This is a genomic window from Magnetospirillum sp. 15-1 (assembly GCF_900184795.1).
Taxonomy (GTDB): Bacteria; Pseudomonadota; Alphaproteobacteria; order Rhodospirillales; family Magnetospirillaceae; genus Phaeospirillum.
The window spans coordinates 81,355-100,563 of sequence record NZ_FXXN01000018.1; the positions used below are offsets into that span (position 1 = coordinate 81,355).

Consider the following 19,209-nt stretch of genomic DNA (forward strand, 5'->3'; position numbering starts at 1 on the left):
AAAGTTTCACTGAACATCAACAGAACGGGCAACGTCTAACAACGTCTATAGTCACTCACTTTGTAGCGACAGCCAGGTGTTCCTGGATTTATGTTATAATCTAGACGTGTCTTACGCTGTTCTCGGAACAAACGTCTCCAGCGCAACTCTCAATGCGCCCACATCCACGGGCTTTGTAATCAGCGGCAACCCACTGGCGGATATTTTACGCATCCGTTCGGGTGTCGCCTCGCCCGTGATCAGAAGGACCGGCAGTCCGGGGATGATCTGGCGCAGATAGGAGGCGGTGTCCACGCCATCCATTCCACCGGGCAACAGAAAATCGATGATGGCGATATCGGGAGAGACTTCCCGTTTCGCCACCATGGCCACGGCAGCCTCACCCCGCACGGCCTCGACGGACAGGAAATTCCATCGTTTCAAGACTGCTCGGGTCGCCCTCAGGATCGATTCGTCATCCTCGATGACCAAGACCGTCGGCAGGGTCGAACGGGAAGCGTCTTGCCATCCCAACGCAGTCCTATCGAAGCTGGCGGATGCCGCCAGCACCTCTCCGCCGCCATCGATAATGGCCAAAGGAACCAAAGCCCGGCGGACCACATCGTAGGCCAATGACAGGGGACTTACGTCCTGACTGTCGAGCAGCGCCCGCAACCGTGCCATGATGGTGATGCTGGGCTGGTCAACGCCACGTTCCCAGCGCGAAACCGTCCGCTGCCCCACACCGAGAAATGAAGCAAGGTCATGCTGGCTTAGTCCGCATTCCTTGCGAAAACGCAAAATCCGCTCTTGCAGGTCCGCTTCTTCCATTCGACCGTTCCCCATAAGGGCCGCATATGCGCTTCACTTACACCGCAATGTCACGGCAGGCGGCTTCGGGGCAACGTCTAAACCCGCCTTACTCCAATTCGTTCCATCCACCGCGGCAGGAATCCGGATGGCGAAAATTGTTCCCCGACCGGGTCTGGACGAGACGGAAAGCCCGTGCCCCAAGAGATCGGCCATGCGCTTGACGATCGCCAAGCCCAGGCCCAGCCCCTTGAGCTGCTGTCTGGCCGGATTGTGGAGTTGCCGGTATTCCTCGAATATCTCTTCCGTTTTGTCGGCAGGAATGCCAACACCGTCGTCACAGACCAGAAGATGGACGTCGTCACCCCGGCGGCGGCATCCCACCAGAACCCTTCCGCCGGGGGTGAACTTGATACCGTTGGCGACCAGATTGGCCAGAATGCGCGTTAGCAGGGCCGGATCACTTCGCACCATCAGGGAAGAGGATACGAAGCGAAAGTCCACCTCATTGGCCAGCGCGCTTCGCCCAAACCCCTGCTCAACCCGCTTGAAAACAGTCTCCACCGAGCAATCGACAATGCTGGGGACAATGGCCCCCGCCTCCAATCGCGCCATTTCCAGCAAGGCGTTCAACTGTTCCGTCATACCGCCGATCACACCGTCCATCTCGTCGAAAAGAACAGCAGATTCGCTGTTGTCTTCGAGATATCCATCCGCCGCCGCCGTCAGCAATAAACGCAAGGCGTGGACAGCCTGGCGCAGATCGTGACCGGTCGCCGCCAGGAAACGGGATTTCGCACCCAACGCCATTTCCGCCGCGTCCTTGGCTTTCCGCAGATCCGCCGTCATGGACCTGATCTGAGCCCCCAGGAAAGCCTCTTCCCGCTCCGCGTCCATGAGCAGAACCGCGATCCCCAAGGCTGCCACGGACAGGAGAGCCAGGATAAAATAAAAAGCCTGATAGCCGTCCAGGCTCAGGAAATCCGCGATGTGGTGATCCCGGATCGCCACGTCGGCGACGCGAAGGAGGAGCGCCCCGACCCAGCCGAGGAAGGATGCACTCAGCACGGTGGTGCTTCGCAACCGGTTTTCCCGCCAAATGCCGTGAAGCATGACGGCTCCGTGGAGAAAAAAGGGCAGCCGCGATAGCGATATAAGAACAATCCGCAGATTGATGGTGGGAAATGCCACATGGGCGATCCAGTAAGCGAGGACCAGACCCAGAGTAGTAACCCCATAGACCGTGAGCGGAATTTTCCGCCGCGCCATGATGCAGACGCCGGCATGGGCGGCAAGGGTGGAGAGCAGAACCAGGGCGTTGCCACCGGTGACAAACACAAACACCCATTCCGGCGGGCGAAGAATGATCAGCAATACGCCAAGCCCATAAAGAGCGCCTGACGCCGCAAAATAGATCCAGGGAAGATCACGCCGCCTCCTCCCGCCAATGGCGACGATCGTCGCCGCGGTAACGAGGGCGACCAGCGCCGAGGAAAAGGCCAGTGTTCCAACATCAAGCTTCAGCACGGTTCAGACGCCTTCTTCAGGGAACAGGCCAACCGCCACGTCCCGCTCTGGACAACATGGCGGCGTTGTCGAGCTATCTCCCACTCTTCACCATCGAGACCACCGCCCACCCCATCAGGGCCATCCTCCCATAACCGGTTCAAGACATTTCCCCAGATGACCAACCAAATATAAGCGATGCTTCTGCGGGCTTATATTTGGTTGCGGAGGCTCAGACTGAGCCATGAAGCCCAACGACCCCTTTGTAAAATTACCCGCTAACTATCTGATTCCATTGGCGCGGGTTGCTACGTTTCGCACCGTTCCCTCGGCCCGCCCATTCGAGTCAACTTATTGATCTTCCAACGGAAATCATGGAACACTGCCGTTTCCATGGTCTGCACCGTCCACTAGGGCATTGCCCCCGACGTTCTACCCGTTCGGGAACAGCCACTGGACGATCTGGTCCGGAGGCGTGGGGCGGCCGAACAGGTAGCCCTGGCCGACGTCGATTCCCAGTTTCCTCAGCGCCTGCAAATGCTCGTCATCCTCGATTCCCTCGGCGACGACCGACATCCCCAGGTGCTTGGCCAGCGCGGCGGCGAGGCGGACCAGTTCGGCCTGACGGCCACCGGGGCCGAGCCGTTGGATCAGGCTTTTGTCGATCTTCATGAAATCCAGTCCGAACAGGTCCAATTGTCCCAGGGATGAATAGCCGGAACCGAAATCGTCCACCCCCACCGACACGCCGGTCCGCCGAAGGCGGCCCAATTTCTCCGCCATGACCGGCGGGTCGGTGGCCAGGGCGGTCTCGGTGAGTTCCAGCTTGAGAAAGGTCGGGTCGATCCCGGTCTCGGCCACCACCTCGGTGATGGCATCCTCGATGCCGGCCGACATCAGCTGAACGGGGGAAAGATTGACGCTCATGGTCACCGGCCGGCCCTTGGCGGCCCACTCCACCTGCTGGCGGCAGGCGGTCCACAGCACATAATGCCCAAGCCCGATGATCAGGCCGCAGGCTTCCGCCACCGGGATGAAGCGGTCCGGCGGAATCGGCCCCAGGTCCGGACGGGTCCAGCGTAGCAACGCCTCGAATCCGACCAGACGGTTGGTATCGGGCGAGGTCAGATCGACCAGCGGCTGGTAGACCACATGGAACTGATCGGTCTCGAAGGCGGCGCGCATGTTGTTTTCGATGTGGAAATCATGGTCCATTTTAGAGGCCAGGGCCGGATCGTAGAGACGGGCGCAGCCGAGGTGGGAACGGCGGGCCTCGTCCATGGCTGCCAGGGCGTCCTTCAGCAGGGCTGTCCCATTCTCCTGGTCGGACCCGGCCATGGCCACTCCGATGAACGGCGGGCTGAACACATCCCGTCCGTTGAAGCAATGGGGCGAGGAGCACAGGGCGACCAGCCGGTGGGCCAGATTCATAACCTCGGCGGAATCGGCGCAACGAACGACCACGCCGTAACGGGCGTCGCGCAGCCGATGAATCGAGATGCCGGAAAGCTGGTTCCGCAGCAATGCCTGCACGGCTTCCAGCACCGCGTCGCCGCCGCCGAGCCCAAGGTTGCGGTCGATGAAATCCAGGCGCCCCAGCCCCACCAGCAGCAATGCGGCCCCCTTCCCGCCGTTGCGGGCCGCTGCTACCGCCGCATCCAATTCGGCAAAGAAATCAGCATGGATGTCCATGGGGCCACTCCCTAGAGGAAACAGTCGTCCAGATCGGCGGCGGCAATTGCGGGCGGTCCCGCTTTTTTCGCCGGTTCGGCGCCGATTTCGTCGGCAAACAAGTCATGGACCATCCGTTCGCTGTCCATGGTGTAATGCGCCCGCAGCAGGCGCTCCATCTCGTCGCGCACCTGGCGTGGATCGCTGCGATTGGGATCGACCTCGTCCGCCAAAGCCTCGATCTCCGCAGATACCCGATCGAGTGTCTTGCCGACGAGATCGCCAATCTCCATGGACTGCGCGATGTCGGCCAGTTCCCCGGCCACCGTGTCGATCTCGCTCCGAAGCCGGGAGAACGATCCGTCCACCGTTTCCCCCAGTTCGGTCAGCGCCCTCAGGGACGCCTCCATCGCCCCCATGGCCGTCCGGCTCAGGGTTTCGACGCCCGCATCCGATGATTGCGCCAGCGCTTCGGCGGTCGTCATGGCCTCGGCCAGGGGACCGGCGAGGCGGCGGGCCTGCTCTTCCGTCCGCCGGCTGCATCCACGCAATTCGTGGGCGACGACCCCCAGGGCCAGGCCCCGCCCGCCCAGGCGGCCGCATTTGAGCGTCGCATTCAGCCCCATCACCCGCATATCCGCGTCGATGGACTGGATAGCCAGCAGATCGGCGGCCATTGATGAGAATTCCGTCGCCATGCCCTCGACCAGCCGCTTCAAGGTCCGGCGTGCCTCGTCAGTCTGCATCAGCAGAGCCTTGGCCGCCGCCATGTCCCGTTCCAGGTCGCCGACAAACGAGACGTTGCCCGATGCCTGGCCGGCGGCGAAAGTTTCCACCGCCAGGGACGAAACCTGGCGGGCATCGCCCGCCAGTCCGCGCATGAGGGCAGCCAAGCTGTCCACGCGGCCGCAGAACTCGTCGCGCGTACGCTCCAACTGTGCCGCCTGCAGCCTCAGCACTGTACCTGCCAGGGCCGCCATACGGCATTCGTCCTCTGCCGGGTCCGACATCGACAGATCCGGGGCGACGTCCCCTTCCGCCGGAGGCAGCATTCCGGCAAGAGTGGTCAACGCCGATGACACATGGGCTATGCGCTGCGAAGCGATGTCGTTGATCTGCATCTCGCCGATGGCGGCGGCGATCCGCCTCGCCACGTCGACCGAGCGCAGCACCACATCGGCGACGGTTCGGCCGGCATCGTCGCGATGCTTGGCCATGCTCCTCAGCCCGTCCTGCAGCCGGGCCTGGATCGAGTCCAGTTCACGGGCGTTGCGCCGCTCCAGTTCGATGGTCTCGAAGCGCGTCTCGTCGATGGTGTGCCGCAATTGGACCAGGCGCGACGCCGTCTGGTCGATGGAAGCCAGAGCGAGTTCGCCGAGCTTGGCGATCTCCACCGTGAAGACGCTGAAATCCTGGCCGGATTCCGCAAGATAGGCGGCTTGAACCTTGCCGTTCATGGATAGAAGCCCGACCTCCCCCACGATCTTGCGTAGGATTTCGACCTGGTCGGCCACAATCCGGGTCTGGTCGGCCAGACTCTCGATGCGGACGCCGCCACTCTCGCCGTGGGCGGCGAGGACGACGATCTGCCCGACCGCGTCGGTGATCTGCCGGGTGGCTTCCGCCGATTGCGTTGCCGACAACTGGTCTCGCAGCCCCTCGAGATCGTCTTCCACCGTGCGCAGGACGGTCACCGCGCGCGACAGCACCGTGCCATAGGCGATGAAGGCCCGTTCGGCGGGGGCGTGAAGTTCATCCAGCGCCCTGGCCAGTCGCAGCAGCCGCTCCGGCAGGCGGCCCGTCAGGGGATTGGGCGCGTTCATGCCGATGCCTCCCGTCCCCAATTCCTTGCCGAGCGCATGATTTCACCGGCGATGGCCGACAACGGCACTACCCGTTGCGCCGCTCCCAGGGCGATGGCTTCCCTGGGCATGCCGAAGACCACGCAGCTGGCTTCATCCTGGGCCAGCGTGACGGCGCCGGCCTGACGCATTTCGTGCAGCCCCCGCGCTCCGTCGTCGCCCATCCCGGTCATTAGGATGCCCATCCCATTGCCGCCGACGTACTGGGCCGCCGACCGGAACAAGACATCGACGGAAGGGCGGTGGCGCGACACCAGGGGCCCGTCCTTGACGGCGACGTGGTAGCGGGCGCCGCTTCGCTGCACCAGGGTGTGATGGTTGCCCGGAGCGATCAGCACACGGCCGCGCAGGATGGCGTCTCCGTTCTCCGCCTCCTTGACGGTGACCGTGCATAAGGTGTCCAGGCGCCGGGCAAAGGCGGCGGTGAACTTCTCCGGCATATGCTGGACGATGACGATGCCCGGCGCGTCGGCGGGAAGCGCCTCGAGCACTTCGCGCAGGGATTCTGTGCCGCCGGTCGAGGCTCCCATGCACACCACCATTTCGGTGGTCCGCGCCATGGCACCCAACGGCCGGGGAGGCGGCATCACGGCATCGGCGGTGAGCTTGCGCTCCGGCAGACTGCGCATGGCGGCCGGGCGGTGCCGGAGGCGGGCCTGCGCGGCGGCCTTGATGACGTCGCGGATACGCATCGTCGCCTCGATGAGCTGCTGGCGGGTGTCGAGCCGAGGCTTCACGATGACATCGACGGCTCCAGCCTCAAGGGCCTGGAGCAGGGTCTCCGACCCTTCCTCGGTCAAAGACGAGCACATCACCACGGGAATGGGGTGCTGAGCCATCAGCTTCCTCAGGAAGGTGATGCCGTCCATACGCGGCATCTCGACGTCGAGCGTGATGACGTCCGGGGTCTCCTCTTGGAGCCGGCGGGCGGCGGCGAACGGATCGGCGGCTGCGGCCATCACCTCGATTTCGGGATCGCCCTTGAGAATGTCGGTCAGCGTCTGCCGGACCGAGGCGGAGTCGTCGACGATAAGCACCTTGATCCTGCGCGCCATGATTGCCTCACAGACGAAGGAAGATGGTCGGAGCGATCTGCCGCAGCGGCAGCGCGAAGCCGGCAATGGTTTCCGAATGGCCGAGAAACAGGTAGCCGCCGGGCGCAAGGCAGTCGCAGATCCGCGACACCACCGCCTGCTGCATCTGTTTCTCGAAGTAGATCAGGACGTTGCGGCAGAATGCCACATGCACCGGCCGCGGTATTGCGTAGACAGGGTCGTTGAGGTTCTGCCGGGCGAAACACACTTGCCGACGCAGTTCGGGGACGACCCGCGTCTCTGCCTGCGAACGGTCACGTGAACGCATCATGTAGCGTTGGCGCAGAGGCGGTGGAACGGCCTCCGCCATGCTGGCGGGAAAAATAGCGGTCGCCGCCTTGGTCAGGACCTCGGTGCTGACGTCCGTGGCCAGTACGGAATACCGGAATCCCCGATGGTGCTGGGCGAACTCGGCCGCCACCATGGCCAGCGAATAGGCTTCGGCGCCGATCGACGCCGCCGCGCTCCACATCAAGAAGGGTTCGGTGAAGCCGATTCGGCCCTCCAACGCCAACTGGGGCAAAATCATCTGTTCGAGAAAGCGGAAATGATCCGGTTCTCGGAAGAAATCCGTCTTGTTGGTGGTGATGGCGTCGATGATGAACTCGCCTTCCTGCGCCAGGCCGTTCTCCTTGAAGACGTAAGCGCAATAGGCGCCGAAATCCGCGAAGCCGAGGGCGCGAACACGGCGGCGCAGGCGTCCCTCGACCATCGCCCGCTTGACCGGCGGCAGACGGATGCCGGTGTGCCCGTTGACGAAATGCGCCAACCGCTCGAAATCCCGCTGCGACAGCAGGAACTCGAGGTTCTCATCGGCTGCGCCGGCCTTCGTCACGTTTCCGCCCCTTCCGCCAGCAGAGCGAGATCTTCGGAGGAAAACAGACGGGCAAGGTCGAAGACGATGACGAACTGTCCCGCCCGCCGGCCAATGGCGCGAATGTAGTCCGAGCGCCAGCGGACACCGATGTCGGGCGGTGTATCCATGCAGCTTTCGTCGAGAGCGGTGACCTCGAACACCTGGTCGGCCATCAATCCCAACAGCAGCACTTGGCCCTCGACCGAAATCTCGGTGACGAGGATGCGGGTGTGTTCGCCGGGAACGTCGGGGGGCAGTCCCAGCTTGCACCGCAGGCTGATGATCGGCACCACCTCGCCGCGCACGTCGATGATCCCCATCAGGAACGGCGGCGCGTTCGGCAATGCGGCCATGGGCTGCAGGTCGAGGATCTCGCGGACGGCATCGACACCGACGGCGAAGACCTCCCGACCGACGCCGAGAGTGACGAATTTGTCCGCCGAGAGGATCGCGGCGCGGGCCGGCATGGGAACCTCCGTGATCAAGGCCAAGGGGGCCGGACTCTAGTAGCGTTCAAACTCGGCGTCGGTCCTGTCCGGCGCTCCTCCGACCAGGTCGAGATGGATGCCGGCCTTGCGCCCGCGTCCGTTACCGCCGAGCTTCGCCGGCCCCATCGGCGTCGGCGGCTTTTTCTTCATGGCAGGCGTCACCGCCTTGCCGAGGGCGGCGGGGGCCTGGGCAGAGCGGACCTGAGGCGTCCTCGGCCGTGCCGCCATCGCCGCGGCCGCCGGCGCCTCCGCGCCGCCGAGATGGAAGAAGGCGATGCTTTTCAGCAGTTGCTCGGCCTGGGCGGCCAGTTCTTCGGATGTGGCGGCCATCTGCTCGGATGCCCCGGCATTCTGCTGGGTGACGGTGTCGAGTTGCTGAATGGCCTGGTTGATCTGTTCGGAACCGATGTCCTGCTCGCGGCAGGCGGCGGAGATTTCCTCGATCAGGTCGGCGGTCTTCTTGATGTCGGGCACCAGCCGGGCCAGCATCTGGCCGGCATCCTGGGCGCTCTTTACCGTATCGGATGACAGCGAGCTGATCTCGGTCGCCGCCGCCTGGCTGCGTTCGGCCAGCTTGCGTACCTCCGAAGCGACCACGGCGAAGCCTTTGCCGTGTTCGCCGGCCCGGGCCGCCTCGACGGCGGCGTTCAACGCCAGCAGATCGGTCTGGCGGGCGATTTCCTGGACGATGACGATCTTCTCGGCAATGGTCTGCATGGCCAGCACCGCCTTCTCCACCGCGAGGCCGCTGTTCTGGGCGTCCGAAGCGGACTGACGGGCGATCTTCTCTGTCTGGCCGGCATTGTCGGCGTTCTGCTTGATGTTGGCGGCCATCTCCTCCATGGCCGACGACGCCTCCTCGGTGGACGAGGCCTGCTCGGTGGCGCCCTGGGACAGTTCCTCGGCGCTGGACGACAGCTCCTCGCTGCCGGCGGATACGTTGCCGACGGCGTTGGACACCTCGCCGACCACCGTGCGCAGTCGATCGACCATTTCATTGAGATGGCCGAGCAGGTCGCCGATCTCGTCGCGGGCGGCGACCTCGGCGGTTTCGGTCAGGTCACCGCCCGCCACCGCCTGCGCCAACGCGCCCGCCCGGGCCAAGCCCCGGCTGATGGAGGAGATGATCCAGATTCCGGCCCCGATCGCGGTGACCAGCGACGCCAGCAGCACGCCGATCAGCACGGTGCGGCCGGTTTCATAGGCCTGGTCGCTCTCGGCCTTGTCCGCCTTCATGCCCTGCTCGGCCCTGGCGACCACCTCCTCTATGAACTTCTCGGCCTGCAGCCGGATCGGCCTAATCTCCTTGCGCAAGAGGGCGTAGGCACGGGCATTGGAGTTGTCGGCCCCAAGGATGCGTATTTGCTCGTCGAGCTTAAGGGCGCGCGTCAGCCGGTCGCCCAGCGCCTCCAAGCGGCGACGGTCCTCCTCGCCGGTCAGCGCCTTGTCCAACTGGCCGCGCAGAGCGGCAATCTCCTGAAGAGTCGCCTGCGCCGCTTTCTCCAGGCGGGCGACGGCGGCATCATCGTTTTCCAGCAGCATGTCGCGTTCGAGCAATTTCAGTTGGTCCAACTGGAAGATCATGCGATTGGCCATGGATGCCGCCTGCGGCAGGTCAGTGCGCCCGGCCAGGGCCATGAGAGGCTCCCGGACGGCTTCGAAGGCGCGGTTGCCCTCGCCGTCGAGCAGCTTGCGCCCCTGCACCGCCGAGTTGCGCACGGCGATATCGCGGACCTTGGACACGCCGCTGAAATAGGCGTCCAGCAGCCGAAGGAACTCGTCCAGCTTCGCCTTCTCATCGGCGGAGGAAATGTTCCGCAGTTGCGCCTCGAACTGGCGGAGCTCCTTTGCCTGCGTCTCGATGCTGGCGATCTCGCGCTGCATGCCCTCGTCGGTCTCCTCGATGATGAGCTGGGCCTGATTGCGCGCCACGGTGCCGAGGTTGTCGCGCATCTCCATGGCCAGCCTCACCTTTTCCGCCGAGGAATTGACGATGATGCCCAGGCGGTCTCGAATGGCCGATGACGCCTGGATGGCCACCATGCCGGAAATCGCCATCAACAGGATGATTGCGCCGAAGGCGGACACCAGCTTCAATTTGATCGTCACGCGCATGTCGAGATCTCCCTTGCCGGATATTTTCCGCCGCCGTCTATTGCGCCGCTGTCGGCCCGACGGCCAAAACCTGTTCCATGTCGAGGATGATGATGAAATCGCCCCCCAGTTTGCCGATACCGCTGATGTATTCGGGCCGCCAGCGCAGGCCGATACGTGGCGTCTCCTCGATGGCTGCAGGGGCGATTTCGGTGACTTCGTAGACACGGTCGGCCAGGATTCCCACCGCCGTCGGTTCGCCGCCGACCATGGCGTCTATGACGATGACGCGGGTATCGACGGTCGGCGGCGATTGCGGCATGCCGAAGCGCAGCCGCAGATCGGCCAGCGGCACCACCTTTCCGCGTACGTTGATCAATCCGCTGACGAACGGCAGAGCGTTCGGCACCTCGGTGACCGGCACCATGTCGAGGATTTCGCGGACCCAATGGGCATCGATGGCGAAGACCTCGCCTTGCATTTCCAGGGTCACCACTTCCCGTGCCGCTTCGGACGCCGCCATCGCCCTCTCCTCCTAGGATGCCTTCATCCGCATCTCCTGGATGCGGCCGGCCGCGATCAGGTTGACCACGTCCAGGATCAAGGCCACCGTGCCGTCGCCGAGAATGGTGGCGCCGGAGAAGGCGGCAACGTCCGCATGCAGCTTGGACAGGGATTTGATGACCGTCTGGTGGTCGCCGATGATCTGGTCGACCACCAGCCCGACCCGCTGGTCGCCGGCCGTGACGATCACCACCTTGGGATAGGGGTCGGCGGGGCCTTGGACCTTGAACAGGTCGCGCAGGCGCAGGAAGGGAACCAGCTCGTCCCGGATGTTGAGGAAGGAGCGGCCGGTCGAGCGCAGATTGTCGGCCTCGGACAACTCGACGCATTCTTCCACCGTCGACAAGGGAATGACGTAGCGGCCGCGGCCGACGCGAACCAGCAGCCCATCGATGATGGCCAGGGTCAGCGGCAGCCTCAGGGTGACCTGGGCCCCCCGGCCGGGCGGGCTGGAGACGTCGATGAAGCCGTGCAGGCCGTCGATGGTGCGCTTGACCACGTCCATGCCGACGCCGCGCCCGGAAACGTTGGTCACCGTCGCGGCGGTCGAGAAGCCCGGCCGGAAGATCATCTGGAACAACTCGGCGTCGGGAACGTCGCCGACATCCGACAGCCACCCCGCCTCCACCGCCTTGGCGCGAATGCGCTGGCGGTTCATCCCCCGGCCGTCGTCGCGGATGGTGATCAGCACCTGCGCTCCGGCGTGGCGGGCTTCAAGCGAGAGCGTTCCGGCCCGCGGCTTGCCGGCCGCCTCGCGCTCGGCCGCGGTCTCCAGGCCGTGGTCGATGGCGTTGCGGATCAGATGGACCAGGGGATCGTTCAGGCTTTCGATGACGGTCTTGTCCAGCTCGGTCTCCTCGCCCGACGTCTCCAGCCGCACGTCCTTGCCGAGTTCACGCGACAGGTCGTGGACGACGCGGCGGAAGCGGGCGAACAGCTGCCCGATGGGGACCATGCGGATGCCCATGGTGGTGACGCGCAGTTCCGACGACAGGCGCTCGATATCCTCCGACACCGAGCGTAGCGTCGAATCGAGGCTGCCCTGGGCCAACTGGCGCAGCCGGGACTGCGCGATGACCAGTTCGCCGACCCGGTCCATGAGATTGTCGATTCGTTCGGCGGGAATGCGGATGCCGTTCCCCGCCGCGTCCCGCTTCGCCATGCCCCGGCTCGAGAGCGGTTCGCCGGCGGGGTGCGCGTCCGTCGCCGGGTGGGGCTCGGGGGGTGAGGCCGCCGCCTCGGGCGCCATGGTCGTCACCGACAGTTCCATGTCGTCGAGCACGAACATGAAAACCTCGTCGATGGCCGAGCGCGGCTGGGAGGTGACGAGGCGCACCCGCCACTTCAGGTAGCTGCGCTCGGGATCAAGCTCGTCGATGGCCGGAACCGGCCCGAGGTCGGCGGCGACCGTGCATTCGCCCATGTCGCGCAACTCATCGAGCAACCGCAGCGGATTGGTGCCGCGCAGCAAGGCGTCCGGAGGCAGCGAGAAGACGATGTCGTAGACGGTGGGAGCCACCTTCGGCTCCGTCGGCCGTGGCGCCGCGGCGCATGGACCGACCGTCTCGGGCAACGAGGCGGGCGGCCCGTGGCGCAGCAGTTCCTGGACTAGCCCGTCGCCGATCGCGGCCTCCGCCTCGCCGGGAGATTGAATCAGCTGGCGCATGAAATCCTTGGCGGCCAGGGCGACGGCGATCAGTTCGTGGCTGGGCTCGGCGCCGGTTCGGCGCAGGCGATCGAAGGTGTTCTCGACCGTATGGGCGAACCGGGCGAGGTCGTCGAACCCGAACATCGCCCCCGATCCCTTCAGGGTGTGCAGCGCGCGGAAGGCGGTGTCGATCAACTCGCGGTCGCCGGGATTGCCGTCCAGGTCGAGCAGCACGTCCTCGAGCTGAATCAGCAGGTCCTGGGCCTCCTGCCGGAAGGTCTCGGCGGGATCGGGAGCCCCGGGGGTCATCCCAAGACCTTCTTGACGATGGCCAGCAGACGCTCGGGCTGGAACGGCTTGGTGATCCAGGCCGTCGCACCGGCGCTTTTGGCCTCCCCCTTCTTGTCGTCGTCCGATTCGGTGGTCAGGAAGATGATGGGAACGCCCTTGTAGTCGCTGACGCCCCGTAACTCCCGGATGAACGACAGACCGTCCATGTTCGGCATATTGAGGTCGGTGATCACGAGATCGGCGACCATCGTCCGGGCCTTGCCGAGGGCATCGCGCCCATCGACCGCCTCGACCACCGCGTAGCCGTCGCTGGTAAGGGCGAGGCGCACCATCTGGCGCATGCTGGCCGAATCATCGACACACAACACTGTCTTGGGCATGGGTCACCCTTCCTGTTGGCGATGAATGAAGCTCAGCCGGGCGGCATCGATGCCGCAGCGATCGAACAAAGCCGCCAAACCCGGGCCGGCGTTGACAACCCTGAAAGAAACACCCCGCTCCGCCGCCGTCCTTCCGGCCGCCGCCAGAACCTGGACCAGGGTCACATCGCCGGACACCAAGGCTTGCGCGTCCACGTCCACGTCCATCGTCCCGGCGAGGCATCCTTTGAGCCGATCAGCCAGCTCACCGATATTTCGTATGTCGACGGCAGCCGCCAAGGAAACAACCATGCGCACCACCTCCTCTGAAGGGGTCTTCATGATTAATATCAATCGATATTGGATGGGATTTTAAAAATTTACGGCCGTCAAGAGCAATGCAAAAAATCATTCAAAGTATTCACATTTATACAAAGCCTCGCCCCTTGCACATCACCCTTAGCAGAGAGGCGACTATTATTTTTATGCCAGGCGTCAATAGATTCAACCTTTGCTTTGTAGCCATTATGCCGTTTTTTACACGATAAGATCACCACACCAATTACCCACTCTTTGTCATACATGTATTTTGTGAGCATCGATCGGTGGCGGCACCATATGGTGATAGGGAGTCGAAGGCTGAAGTTTGAGAAATGTGATGAATACGTAAATTTTCTTACATTCTGCTTCGGCCTCCCGGAGATTCACGGGGGAAATCAAGATGTTTGAGAGGGGGACGGCAGATACATACGTACAATTACTTGTTCATATTGACACAGCAATTACATCCCAATAGGATTTTCACTGACAATGAAGAGGGCGATGGTTGAATTTTATCGATAATATCTTCACTTAAGGCTTGACCTCATGACGGGAGGAACGATGCACCATACGATCGTCTTCGCCGACAATGACCGCATGACGGCGCAAACCATGGCGGGATACCTTGCCGACGAAATGTTCGAGGCGATCTTTCTTGACGACGCAGCAACAGCGCAGCGGGAAATAGGCCGGCGCAACCCCAGCCTGGTGGTGTTGGGGACCAATTTCGGCGATATTTCGGGGCTGGACGTCGCGCGCTGGCTGATATCCCGGCCACGCCGTCCCGGCCTCATCCTCCTTAGTTCCCGATCGGACCCCATCGACCGGACCATCTATCTGGAGATGGGGGCGGACGACTGCCTGTCGAAGCCGTTCTTCGCACGCGAACTGCTGGCCCGCATTCACAGCGTGCTGAGGCGCATCCACCCTCCCATCCTGGGCGAGGAACCGGGGGCGGAGCCACGGACCGAGACCATCACGGCGTCCGGCTTCCGGTTCAGTCCACGGTCGCGGCAGGTCTCGCTGCCGCATGGCGCCCAGGTGACGCTGTCCCGGACGGAGGCCAAGGTCCTATCGGCCCTGCTGGACAATCGCGGCACCCCGATGACCCGTGACATGCTGTCCTTGCGGGCGCTGGGGCGGAATTGGAATCCGGACGACCGAGCCCTCGATCAGCACATCGCCGCCCTGAGGCGCAAACTGGAGACACCGCCCACCGGAAAATCGCTGATCGCCACCGTCCGCCACGTAGGCTACATGGTCGAGTGACCGGAGCCGCTTGCCACGCCGGGGCTGGCTTCATGGATGTCCGGTCTCCCGGTCATCCAAAACCATCCGATAACCATCTGATTTCATTGAGGCGGAAACGGCCGTTTTCGACCGTCGCAAATTTCAACCATCTCATTGACTTCGCGACAAAATCCCCCCTCCAACATGTTTTGCCGAAGCCGAACAACGCGGCCTTTGATTGCCGATCCAGGCTTCTATCATATGAATAGAATTCATTGTCGGCTGGGTGAAATCCCCCATTCCGTGCGGGTATCTCCGTCTATAAGATGCCAAGAACGGCAAGCCAACTGAAGATGCCGCATCTATCGGTCGCTTCCGCCCTGTTAGCGGCGGGGGTGGGGGCGTCTTATGCCTATGTTGACCTGTCGCTCAATCGCATGGGGGCCTCGGCGACTGCCATCGGCATCAACGCATCCATGCCCGCCTTGGGCTGGCTGTTGGGTACGCCGCTGATGCCATGGGCGCTGCGCCACTTTAATTTCAAGAGGTTGCTGCTTGGCCTTCTGGCCGTCGCCGTCCTGGCGATATGCGCCTTTCCTCTGTTTCCGGAGCAGAAAGCATGGATGGTGCTGCGCTTCCTGTTCGGGGGGGGCTGCGGCCTGGTATTCCGCCTGGTGGAGTACTGGATCAATGCCGCCTCGCCGGAGAATCACCGGGCGCGCAACGTCGGGATCTACGCGACAGCCTTCGCCGCGGGAGCCATGACCGGCGCCGCGATCATTCCGATGGTGGGCCTGCGAGATTGGCCCCCTGTATTGATGATGGCGGCCCTGGTCCTTGCCGCGGGGGCGGTTTTTGCAACCATTCGCGGAGGCCCTCCGCAAATCAAGACTCCGACCAGCAGAAATTGGCTTTTGCATCGCGGAAGCGCATTCCTCCCGCTGTTCGGCGTCCTCATCTTCGGCTTGTTTGAGTCCGTCCCCTACACCTTGATGCCCGTCTATTCCATAAGATCAGGTCTGGCCGATCAATGGGCCGCCTGGTGTGCCGCCGCCGCCGTCGGCGGGCAGGTGATCATGGCGGCGCCCGTCGGCATTCTGGCCGACAGGTTCGGAAAAGCCAGGATCATGGTGTGGTGTGCCGTTATCGCCCTAGGCTGTAGTGACATTTTAGTCATTTGAGCCAGAACATGATGCTGGCGAGCTTTACGAAGCCCAGGAAATTGGCGGCGATCTTGTCGTATCGGGTTGCGACGCGGCGCCATTGCTTGAGTTTTGCGAAGAAGCCCTCGATGCCCCATCGCTGCTTGTAGGCGATCCGATCGTAGGCGTGCTGGTAGTTGCGATGGCGGCGCGGCGGAATGACCGGCTCGCCGCCTTGGTCGAGGATGAGGTCATGCAATCGGTCGGCGTCATAGGCGCGGTCGGCGAGGACTTGATCGGCCTTCAATCCCCGGATCAGATCGCAGGCTGGTGCCATGTCATTCTGCTGGCCGGGGCCAAGTTCGAAGCGAACCGGCAAGCCCAGGCTCTTGGGCGTTCTCGGGGCGGCTTCGGAACCAAACTCCACGCCGTAGTCGATGCGCTGGGCTTGCGGTCCCCCCTTTTACGCCGTGCCCCGGCGGCTTGCGCGTTGGCTCGGATGACGGTGGCGTCGATCATCATCCATTCAAGGTCTGGATCAACCGACACAGCCTCGAATATCCGGTCGAAGACGCCCTGCTCGATCCAGCGGTAATAGCGGCGTTTGGCCGTCTGATAGGGGCCAAACTTCTCCGGCAAATCTCGCCATCGCGCACCAGACCGTGCCACCCACAGGATGGCGTCGAAGAAGCGGCGGCCATCGCTACGCGGGCCACGCTTTCCCTTCCGGCCTCCGGGCACAAACTCCCGCAGCCGCTCCCACTGATCATCGCGCAGAACTTCGCCGTCCAAGACCGACCTCCAAAAATCAGTCTTGAATCACATCTCGGGCGCCAAGGGAATCCTAAATTGTCACTACAGCCTAGTGATCCCGGCGGCCATTCCGCAAACCGTCCAGACGCCGGAAGTCCTGCTGGTCGTCATGATTGCGTGGGGCGGCTTTGCCGGGTCCCTCTACAATATCAGCCTGGCGATGTTGGCCGACCGCTTCAAGGGGACGGAGCTGGCCGCCGCCAACGCCGCTTTCGGCACGCTGTACGCCTTGGGCAATCTGTTCGGCCCGCTTCTGCACGGCATGGCGATGGATTGGGCCAATCCGCAAGGACTGATGGTGAGTGCGGCTCTCCTGTTCGCCCTTTTTCTGGGGGGTGCCCTGCGGCCTGCGCGGAGGGCGCAGTGATTGGAAAAAGCATTGTCTCTCCCTGCATGCTCCAGGGGGCGGCCGAGGATTTCCGGCAGGCGGCGGGAGTGGACGATCTTTGGTCGCGGCTGCGCCGCCACCTGGACACCGGCTCCATCACCAACGTGCAATACGGATTTGGCGCCCTGCCCGAGGGTAAGGAAAAAAAGCTGACCATTCTCGACTCCTTCGTTCCCGGCTATCTCGATGCCAAGATCGGCGAAGGAGTGCTCGAACATGATGTGTTCGTGCGGACCGGTTTCGCCGGAACTAACCCCACGATGTGGAGCGATACTAGCCGCCTGCCCGACCTCTCTCCCGAAGCTAGGCGATCCCTGGATATCGATTGGGATTTAGGCGTTACCTGCGGCGTCAGCATTCCCCTGCGATTCGCCGGCGGCTTGGGCGCCGGACTGATCGGCCTCCATGCCGGCGGCATGTCGTGGGGCGAGTTCGACCGGATATGGACCGAATTCGGCATGACGTTGACGGCTGTCGCCAACGCCTTCGACACGGCTCTGCGTGGCGACCATGTGGGGGAGTTGTTCCCCCTCACCTCCCAGGAACGGGAATGCCTGCTGTGGTTGGCGACTGGCCTACAACAAAAGCAGGTGGCCGACCGTCTGCGCCTGACCGACAAGCAGGTGGAGAAGCGGCTGAAGGAAGCGCGGCGCAAGCTGAAAGCGGTCACCACCACTCAGGCAGTGGCCAATGCCCTGATCTTCGGCCTGATCGATCCGTGACACGAGGCTTGAATGAGTGAAGAAGCGCCCGCCATGTCCAAATCCGTCACGGAAGCCGCCGCCGACTTCACCAAGGCTCATGACGGCAACGATCTTTGGTATCGCCTGCATCGGCAACTTGAGCGTTTCGAAATCGGGGAGGCCATCTATGGCACCGAAGCGGCCCCCGATCCGGAGCGCGAGGTCATTCCGATCTTCAATTCCATCGACCCGTCCTGGCTGGAAGACAAGTTATCCAACGGCCTGTTCGAATGTGACGAATACGTTCGCGCCGCCCGCATCGACATTACCCCCATGCTGTGGAGCGACATGGCCCTGATCAAGGCCATGTCGCCCACAGCCCGGAAATCCTTCTCCCTGGACCTGGATTACGGAATTCTGACCGGCGTCAGCATTCCCATGCGATTCGCCGGCGATTGGGGCGCCAGTTCCATCGGTCTGCATGCCAATGGTCTGACCCTGCCCGAGTTCGACCGGATATGGGCGAACCACCAGTCCTCCATCATCGCCATTGTCAACGCATTCGATACCGCCATGCGCGGCAGCCATGTGAGTGAGCTGTTTCCACTATCTCCCCAGGAGAGGGAATGCCTGCTGTGGTTGGCGGCTGGTTTGCAACAAAAGCAGGTGGCCGACCGTCTACGCCTGACCGACAAGCAGGTGGAGAAGCGTCTGAAGGAAGCGCGGCGCAAGCTGAAAGCGGTCACCACCACTCAGGCGGTGGCCAATGCCCTGATCTTCGGCCTTATCGACCCCTGATCACCCACAGTTACCCTTGATAATCCCCCATTTCCGCCGGCCACGGGCGTCACGGGGGAAATCCCCCAATTGCCCCCATTGCCGGTGGGACATTACCTTCCGTGCTGTCTCTTATTTGATGTAAGCGCGATGACCGATTCCAGTTCGACGCCGTCTCTGTCTCCCCGGGAAAAGCAATGCCTGTTCCATCTGGCCCGGGGGTTGCGGGTTGATGCCGTGGCCGAGGCCATGGGAACCACCTCCAAGACCGTGGAAAAGCAGATCACCTCCGCCCGCGCCAAGCTCGGTGCGGCAACCCGCGAACAGGCCATCGCCATCGCCATCCGGAACAATCTGCTGAGCGGAGAAGAGGGCTGATGCCAAGCGCCCTACGGCAACCGCAAGCGCACGCCTTCGCCCTGCGTCCCGCTGGTGGGCAGGAAGTCGATGCCCGCGCTTTCCAGCGCGGTCTTCACGGCGGCAATCGTGGACAGGCGGGGATCGACCTGTTCGCCCTCCAGGCGACGCAGGGCGTTGACCGAAATGATGGCGCGGTCGGCGAGGTCTTGCTGGGACCAGCCCAGCAGTGCGCGGGCGGCCCGTATCTGGCGGGCGGAAATCATGCCCGCAGGA

20 protein-coding genes and 1 pseudogene are annotated in these 19,209 nt (G+C 63.2%); 6 read left to right on the top strand and 15 right to left on the bottom strand.

Annotated elements, in window-relative coordinates:
• Positions 1–111 precede the first annotated feature (111 nt).
• From CP958_RS04585 to CP958_RS04640, 12 genes are all read right to left on the bottom strand, one after another.
• Positions 112–810: a response regulator gene (locus CP958_RS04585; RefSeq protein ID WP_170958834.1), complete on the bottom strand. Its 699-nt coding sequence runs from the start codon at positions 808–810 to the stop codon at positions 112–114.
• Positions 811–843: 33 nt separating this feature from the next.
• Positions 844–2,316, bottom strand: coding sequence for a HAMP domain-containing sensor histidine kinase (locus CP958_RS04590; RefSeq protein WP_096700813.1), 1,473 nt, complete (start codon positions 2,314–2,316; stop codon positions 844–846).
• 411 nt (positions 2,317–2,727) lie between these two features.
• A complete protein-coding gene (locus CP958_RS04595; RefSeq protein WP_096700814.1) occupies positions 2,728–3,987 on the bottom strand; it encodes a GGDEF domain-containing phosphodiesterase in 1,260 nt (419 codons plus the stop codon).
• 11 nt (positions 3,988–3,998) lie between these two features.
• Complete coding sequence (locus tag CP958_RS04600; protein ID WP_096700815.1) at positions 3,999–5,789, bottom strand: hypothetical protein; 1,791 nt, start codon at positions 5,787–5,789, stop codon at positions 3,999–4,001.
• Entirely contained in the window at positions 5,786–6,883 is a 1,098-nt protein-coding gene (locus CP958_RS04605; protein ID WP_096700816.1) for a chemotaxis response regulator protein-glutamate methylesterase, read from the bottom strand. The genes CP958_RS04600 and CP958_RS04605 overlap by 4 nt, the downstream gene beginning before the upstream one ends.
• Positions 6,884–6,890: 7 nt before the next feature.
• Complete coding sequence (locus tag CP958_RS04610) at positions 6,891–7,757, bottom strand: CheR family methyltransferase (RefSeq protein WP_096700817.1); 867 nt, start codon at positions 7,755–7,757, stop codon at positions 6,891–6,893.
• Positions 7,754–8,245: a chemotaxis protein CheW gene (locus CP958_RS04615; protein ID WP_096700885.1), complete on the bottom strand. Its 492-nt coding sequence runs from the start codon at positions 8,243–8,245 to the stop codon at positions 7,754–7,756. Before CP958_RS04615 ends, CP958_RS04610 begins: the two co-directional genes overlap by 4 nt.
• A gap of 36 nt (positions 8,246–8,281) precedes the next feature.
• Positions 8,282–10,381, bottom strand: a complete 2,100-nt coding sequence (locus tag CP958_RS04620) for a methyl-accepting chemotaxis protein (RefSeq protein WP_096700818.1) — start codon at positions 10,379–10,381, stop codon at positions 8,282–8,284.
• A 37-nt stretch (positions 10,382–10,418) separates the two neighbouring features.
• Entirely contained in the window at positions 10,419–10,883 is a 465-nt protein-coding gene (locus CP958_RS04625; RefSeq protein ID WP_096700819.1) for a chemotaxis protein CheW, read from the bottom strand.
• Positions 10,884–10,895: 12 nt separating this feature from the next.
• Positions 10,896–12,881 carry a chemotaxis protein CheA gene (locus tag CP958_RS04630; protein WP_096700820.1) on the bottom strand — a complete coding sequence of 662 codons (1,986 nt, stop codon included), beginning with the start codon at positions 12,879–12,881 and terminating at the stop codon, positions 10,896–10,898.
• Positions 12,878–13,243: a response regulator gene (locus tag CP958_RS04635; RefSeq protein WP_096700821.1), complete on the bottom strand. Its 366-nt coding sequence runs from the start codon at positions 13,241–13,243 to the stop codon at positions 12,878–12,880. The genes CP958_RS04630 and CP958_RS04635 overlap by 4 nt, the downstream gene beginning before the upstream one ends.
• A 3-nt stretch (positions 13,244–13,246) precedes the next feature.
• Positions 13,247–13,564, bottom strand: coding sequence for an STAS domain-containing protein (locus CP958_RS04640; protein ID WP_096700822.1), 318 nt, complete (start codon positions 13,562–13,564; stop codon positions 13,247–13,249).
• 540 nt (positions 13,565–14,104) lie between these two features.
• On the opposite strand from CP958_RS04640, the gene CP958_RS04645 reads away from it, so the two are divergent.
• Both CP958_RS04645 and CP958_RS04650 read left to right on the top strand, forming a co-directional pair.
• Positions 14,105–14,812, top strand: a complete 708-nt coding sequence (locus tag CP958_RS04645; RefSeq protein WP_170958835.1) for a response regulator transcription factor — start codon at positions 14,105–14,107, stop codon at positions 14,810–14,812.
• Positions 14,813–15,126: 314 nt separating this feature from the next.
• The gene (locus CP958_RS04650) at positions 15,127–15,954 is read left to right on the top strand and encodes an MFS transporter (protein ID WP_170958836.1); all 828 of its coding nucleotides are present in this window, start codon (positions 15,127–15,129) and stop codon (positions 15,952–15,954) included.
• Here CP958_RS04650 and CP958_RS27300 read toward each other — a convergent pair.
• Both CP958_RS27300 and CP958_RS27305 read right to left on the bottom strand, forming a co-directional pair.
• Positions 15,947–16,252 (bottom strand): transposase, encoded by a 306-nt coding sequence (locus tag CP958_RS27300; protein ID WP_277948861.1) that lies wholly within the window; start codon positions 16,250–16,252, stop codon positions 15,947–15,949. The two genes, CP958_RS04650 and CP958_RS27300, sit on opposite strands and share 8 nt — an antisense overlap.
• Positions 16,253–16,428: 176 nt before the next feature.
• Positions 16,429–16,656, bottom strand: a pseudogene (locus CP958_RS27305) (transposase); the annotation flags it as partial.
• Positions 16,657–16,729: 73 nt separating this feature from the next.
• Here CP958_RS27305 and CP958_RS04660 point away from each other — a divergent pair.
• From CP958_RS04660 to CP958_RS04675, 4 genes are all read left to right on the top strand, one after another.
• Entirely contained in the window at positions 16,730–17,095 is a 366-nt protein-coding gene (locus CP958_RS04660; RefSeq protein ID WP_141400361.1) for an MFS transporter, read from the top strand.
• Positions 17,092–17,838: a LuxR family transcriptional regulator gene (locus tag CP958_RS04665; protein WP_141400412.1), complete on the top strand. Its 747-nt coding sequence runs from the start codon at positions 17,092–17,094 to the stop codon at positions 17,836–17,838. The genes CP958_RS04660 and CP958_RS04665 overlap by 4 nt, the downstream gene beginning before the upstream one ends.
• A gap of 12 nt (positions 17,839–17,850) precedes the next feature.
• Positions 17,851–18,597: a LuxR family transcriptional regulator gene (locus CP958_RS04670; protein WP_096700827.1), complete on the top strand. Its 747-nt coding sequence runs from the start codon at positions 17,851–17,853 to the stop codon at positions 18,595–18,597.
• A gap of 129 nt (positions 18,598–18,726) precedes the next feature.
• Entirely contained in the window at positions 18,727–18,954 is a 228-nt protein-coding gene (locus CP958_RS04675; protein WP_096700828.1) for a helix-turn-helix transcriptional regulator, read from the top strand.
• Positions 18,955–18,965: 11 nt separating this feature from the next.
• Here the strand turns inward: CP958_RS04675 and CP958_RS04680 are convergent, their stop codons facing one another.
• Complete coding sequence (locus CP958_RS04680) at positions 18,966–19,199, bottom strand: helix-turn-helix domain-containing protein (RefSeq protein ID WP_096700829.1); 234 nt, start codon at positions 19,197–19,199, stop codon at positions 18,966–18,968.
• Positions 19,200–19,209 lie beyond the last annotated feature (10 nt).

Excerpts from the sequence above, each read along its gene's own strand:
- CP958_RS04585 (WP_170958834.1), bottom strand. The coding sequence starts at position 810 with ATGGAAGAAGCGGACCTGCAAGAGCGGATTTTGCGTTTTCGCAAGGAA.
- CP958_RS04595 (WP_096700814.1), bottom strand. The coding sequence starts at position 3,987 with ATGGACATCCATGCTGATTTCTTTGCCGAATTGGATGCGGCGGTAGCA.
- CP958_RS04600 (WP_096700815.1), bottom strand. The coding sequence starts at position 5,789 with ATGAACGCGCCCAATCCCCTGACGGGCCGCCTGCCGGAGCGGCTGCTG.
- CP958_RS04605 (WP_096700816.1), bottom strand. The coding sequence starts at position 6,883 with ATGGCGCGCAGGATCAAGGTGCTTATCGTCGACGACTCCGCCTCGGTC.
- CP958_RS04615 (WP_096700885.1), bottom strand. The coding sequence starts at position 8,245 with ATGCCGGCCCGCGCCGCGATCCTCTCGGCGGACAAATTCGTCACTCTC.
- CP958_RS04620 (WP_096700818.1), bottom strand. The coding sequence starts at position 10,381 with ATGCGCGTGACGATCAAATTGAAGCTGGTGTCCGCCTTCGGCGCAATC.
- CP958_RS04625 (WP_096700819.1), bottom strand. The coding sequence starts at position 10,883 with ATGGCGGCGTCCGAAGCGGCACGGGAAGTGGTGACCCTGGAAATGCAA.
- CP958_RS04630 (WP_096700820.1), bottom strand. The coding sequence starts at position 12,881 with ATGACCCCCGGGGCTCCCGATCCCGCCGAGACCTTCCGGCAGGAGGCC.
- CP958_RS04635 (WP_096700821.1), bottom strand. The coding sequence starts at position 13,243 with ATGCCCAAGACAGTGTTGTGTGTCGATGATTCGGCCAGCATGCGCCAG.
- CP958_RS04640 (WP_096700822.1), bottom strand. The coding sequence starts at position 13,564 with ATGAAGACCCCTTCAGAGGAGGTGGTGCGCATGGTTGTTTCCTTGGCG.
- CP958_RS04645 (WP_170958835.1), top strand. The coding sequence starts at position 14,105 with ATGCACCATACGATCGTCTTCGCCGACAATGACCGCATGACGGCGCAA.
- CP958_RS04650 (WP_170958836.1), top strand. The coding sequence starts at position 15,127 with ATGCCGCATCTATCGGTCGCTTCCGCCCTGTTAGCGGCGGGGGTGGGG.
- CP958_RS27300 (WP_277948861.1), bottom strand. The coding sequence starts at position 16,252 with ATGGCACCAGCCTGCGATCTGATCCGGGGATTGAAGGCCGATCAAGTC.
- CP958_RS04670 (WP_096700827.1), top strand. The coding sequence starts at position 17,851 with ATGAGTGAAGAAGCGCCCGCCATGTCCAAATCCGTCACGGAAGCCGCC.
- CP958_RS04675 (WP_096700828.1), top strand. The coding sequence starts at position 18,727 with ATGACCGATTCCAGTTCGACGCCGTCTCTGTCTCCCCGGGAAAAGCAA.
- CP958_RS04680 (WP_096700829.1), bottom strand. The coding sequence starts at position 19,199 with ATGATTTCCGCCCGCCAGATACGGGCCGCCCGCGCACTGCTGGGCTGG.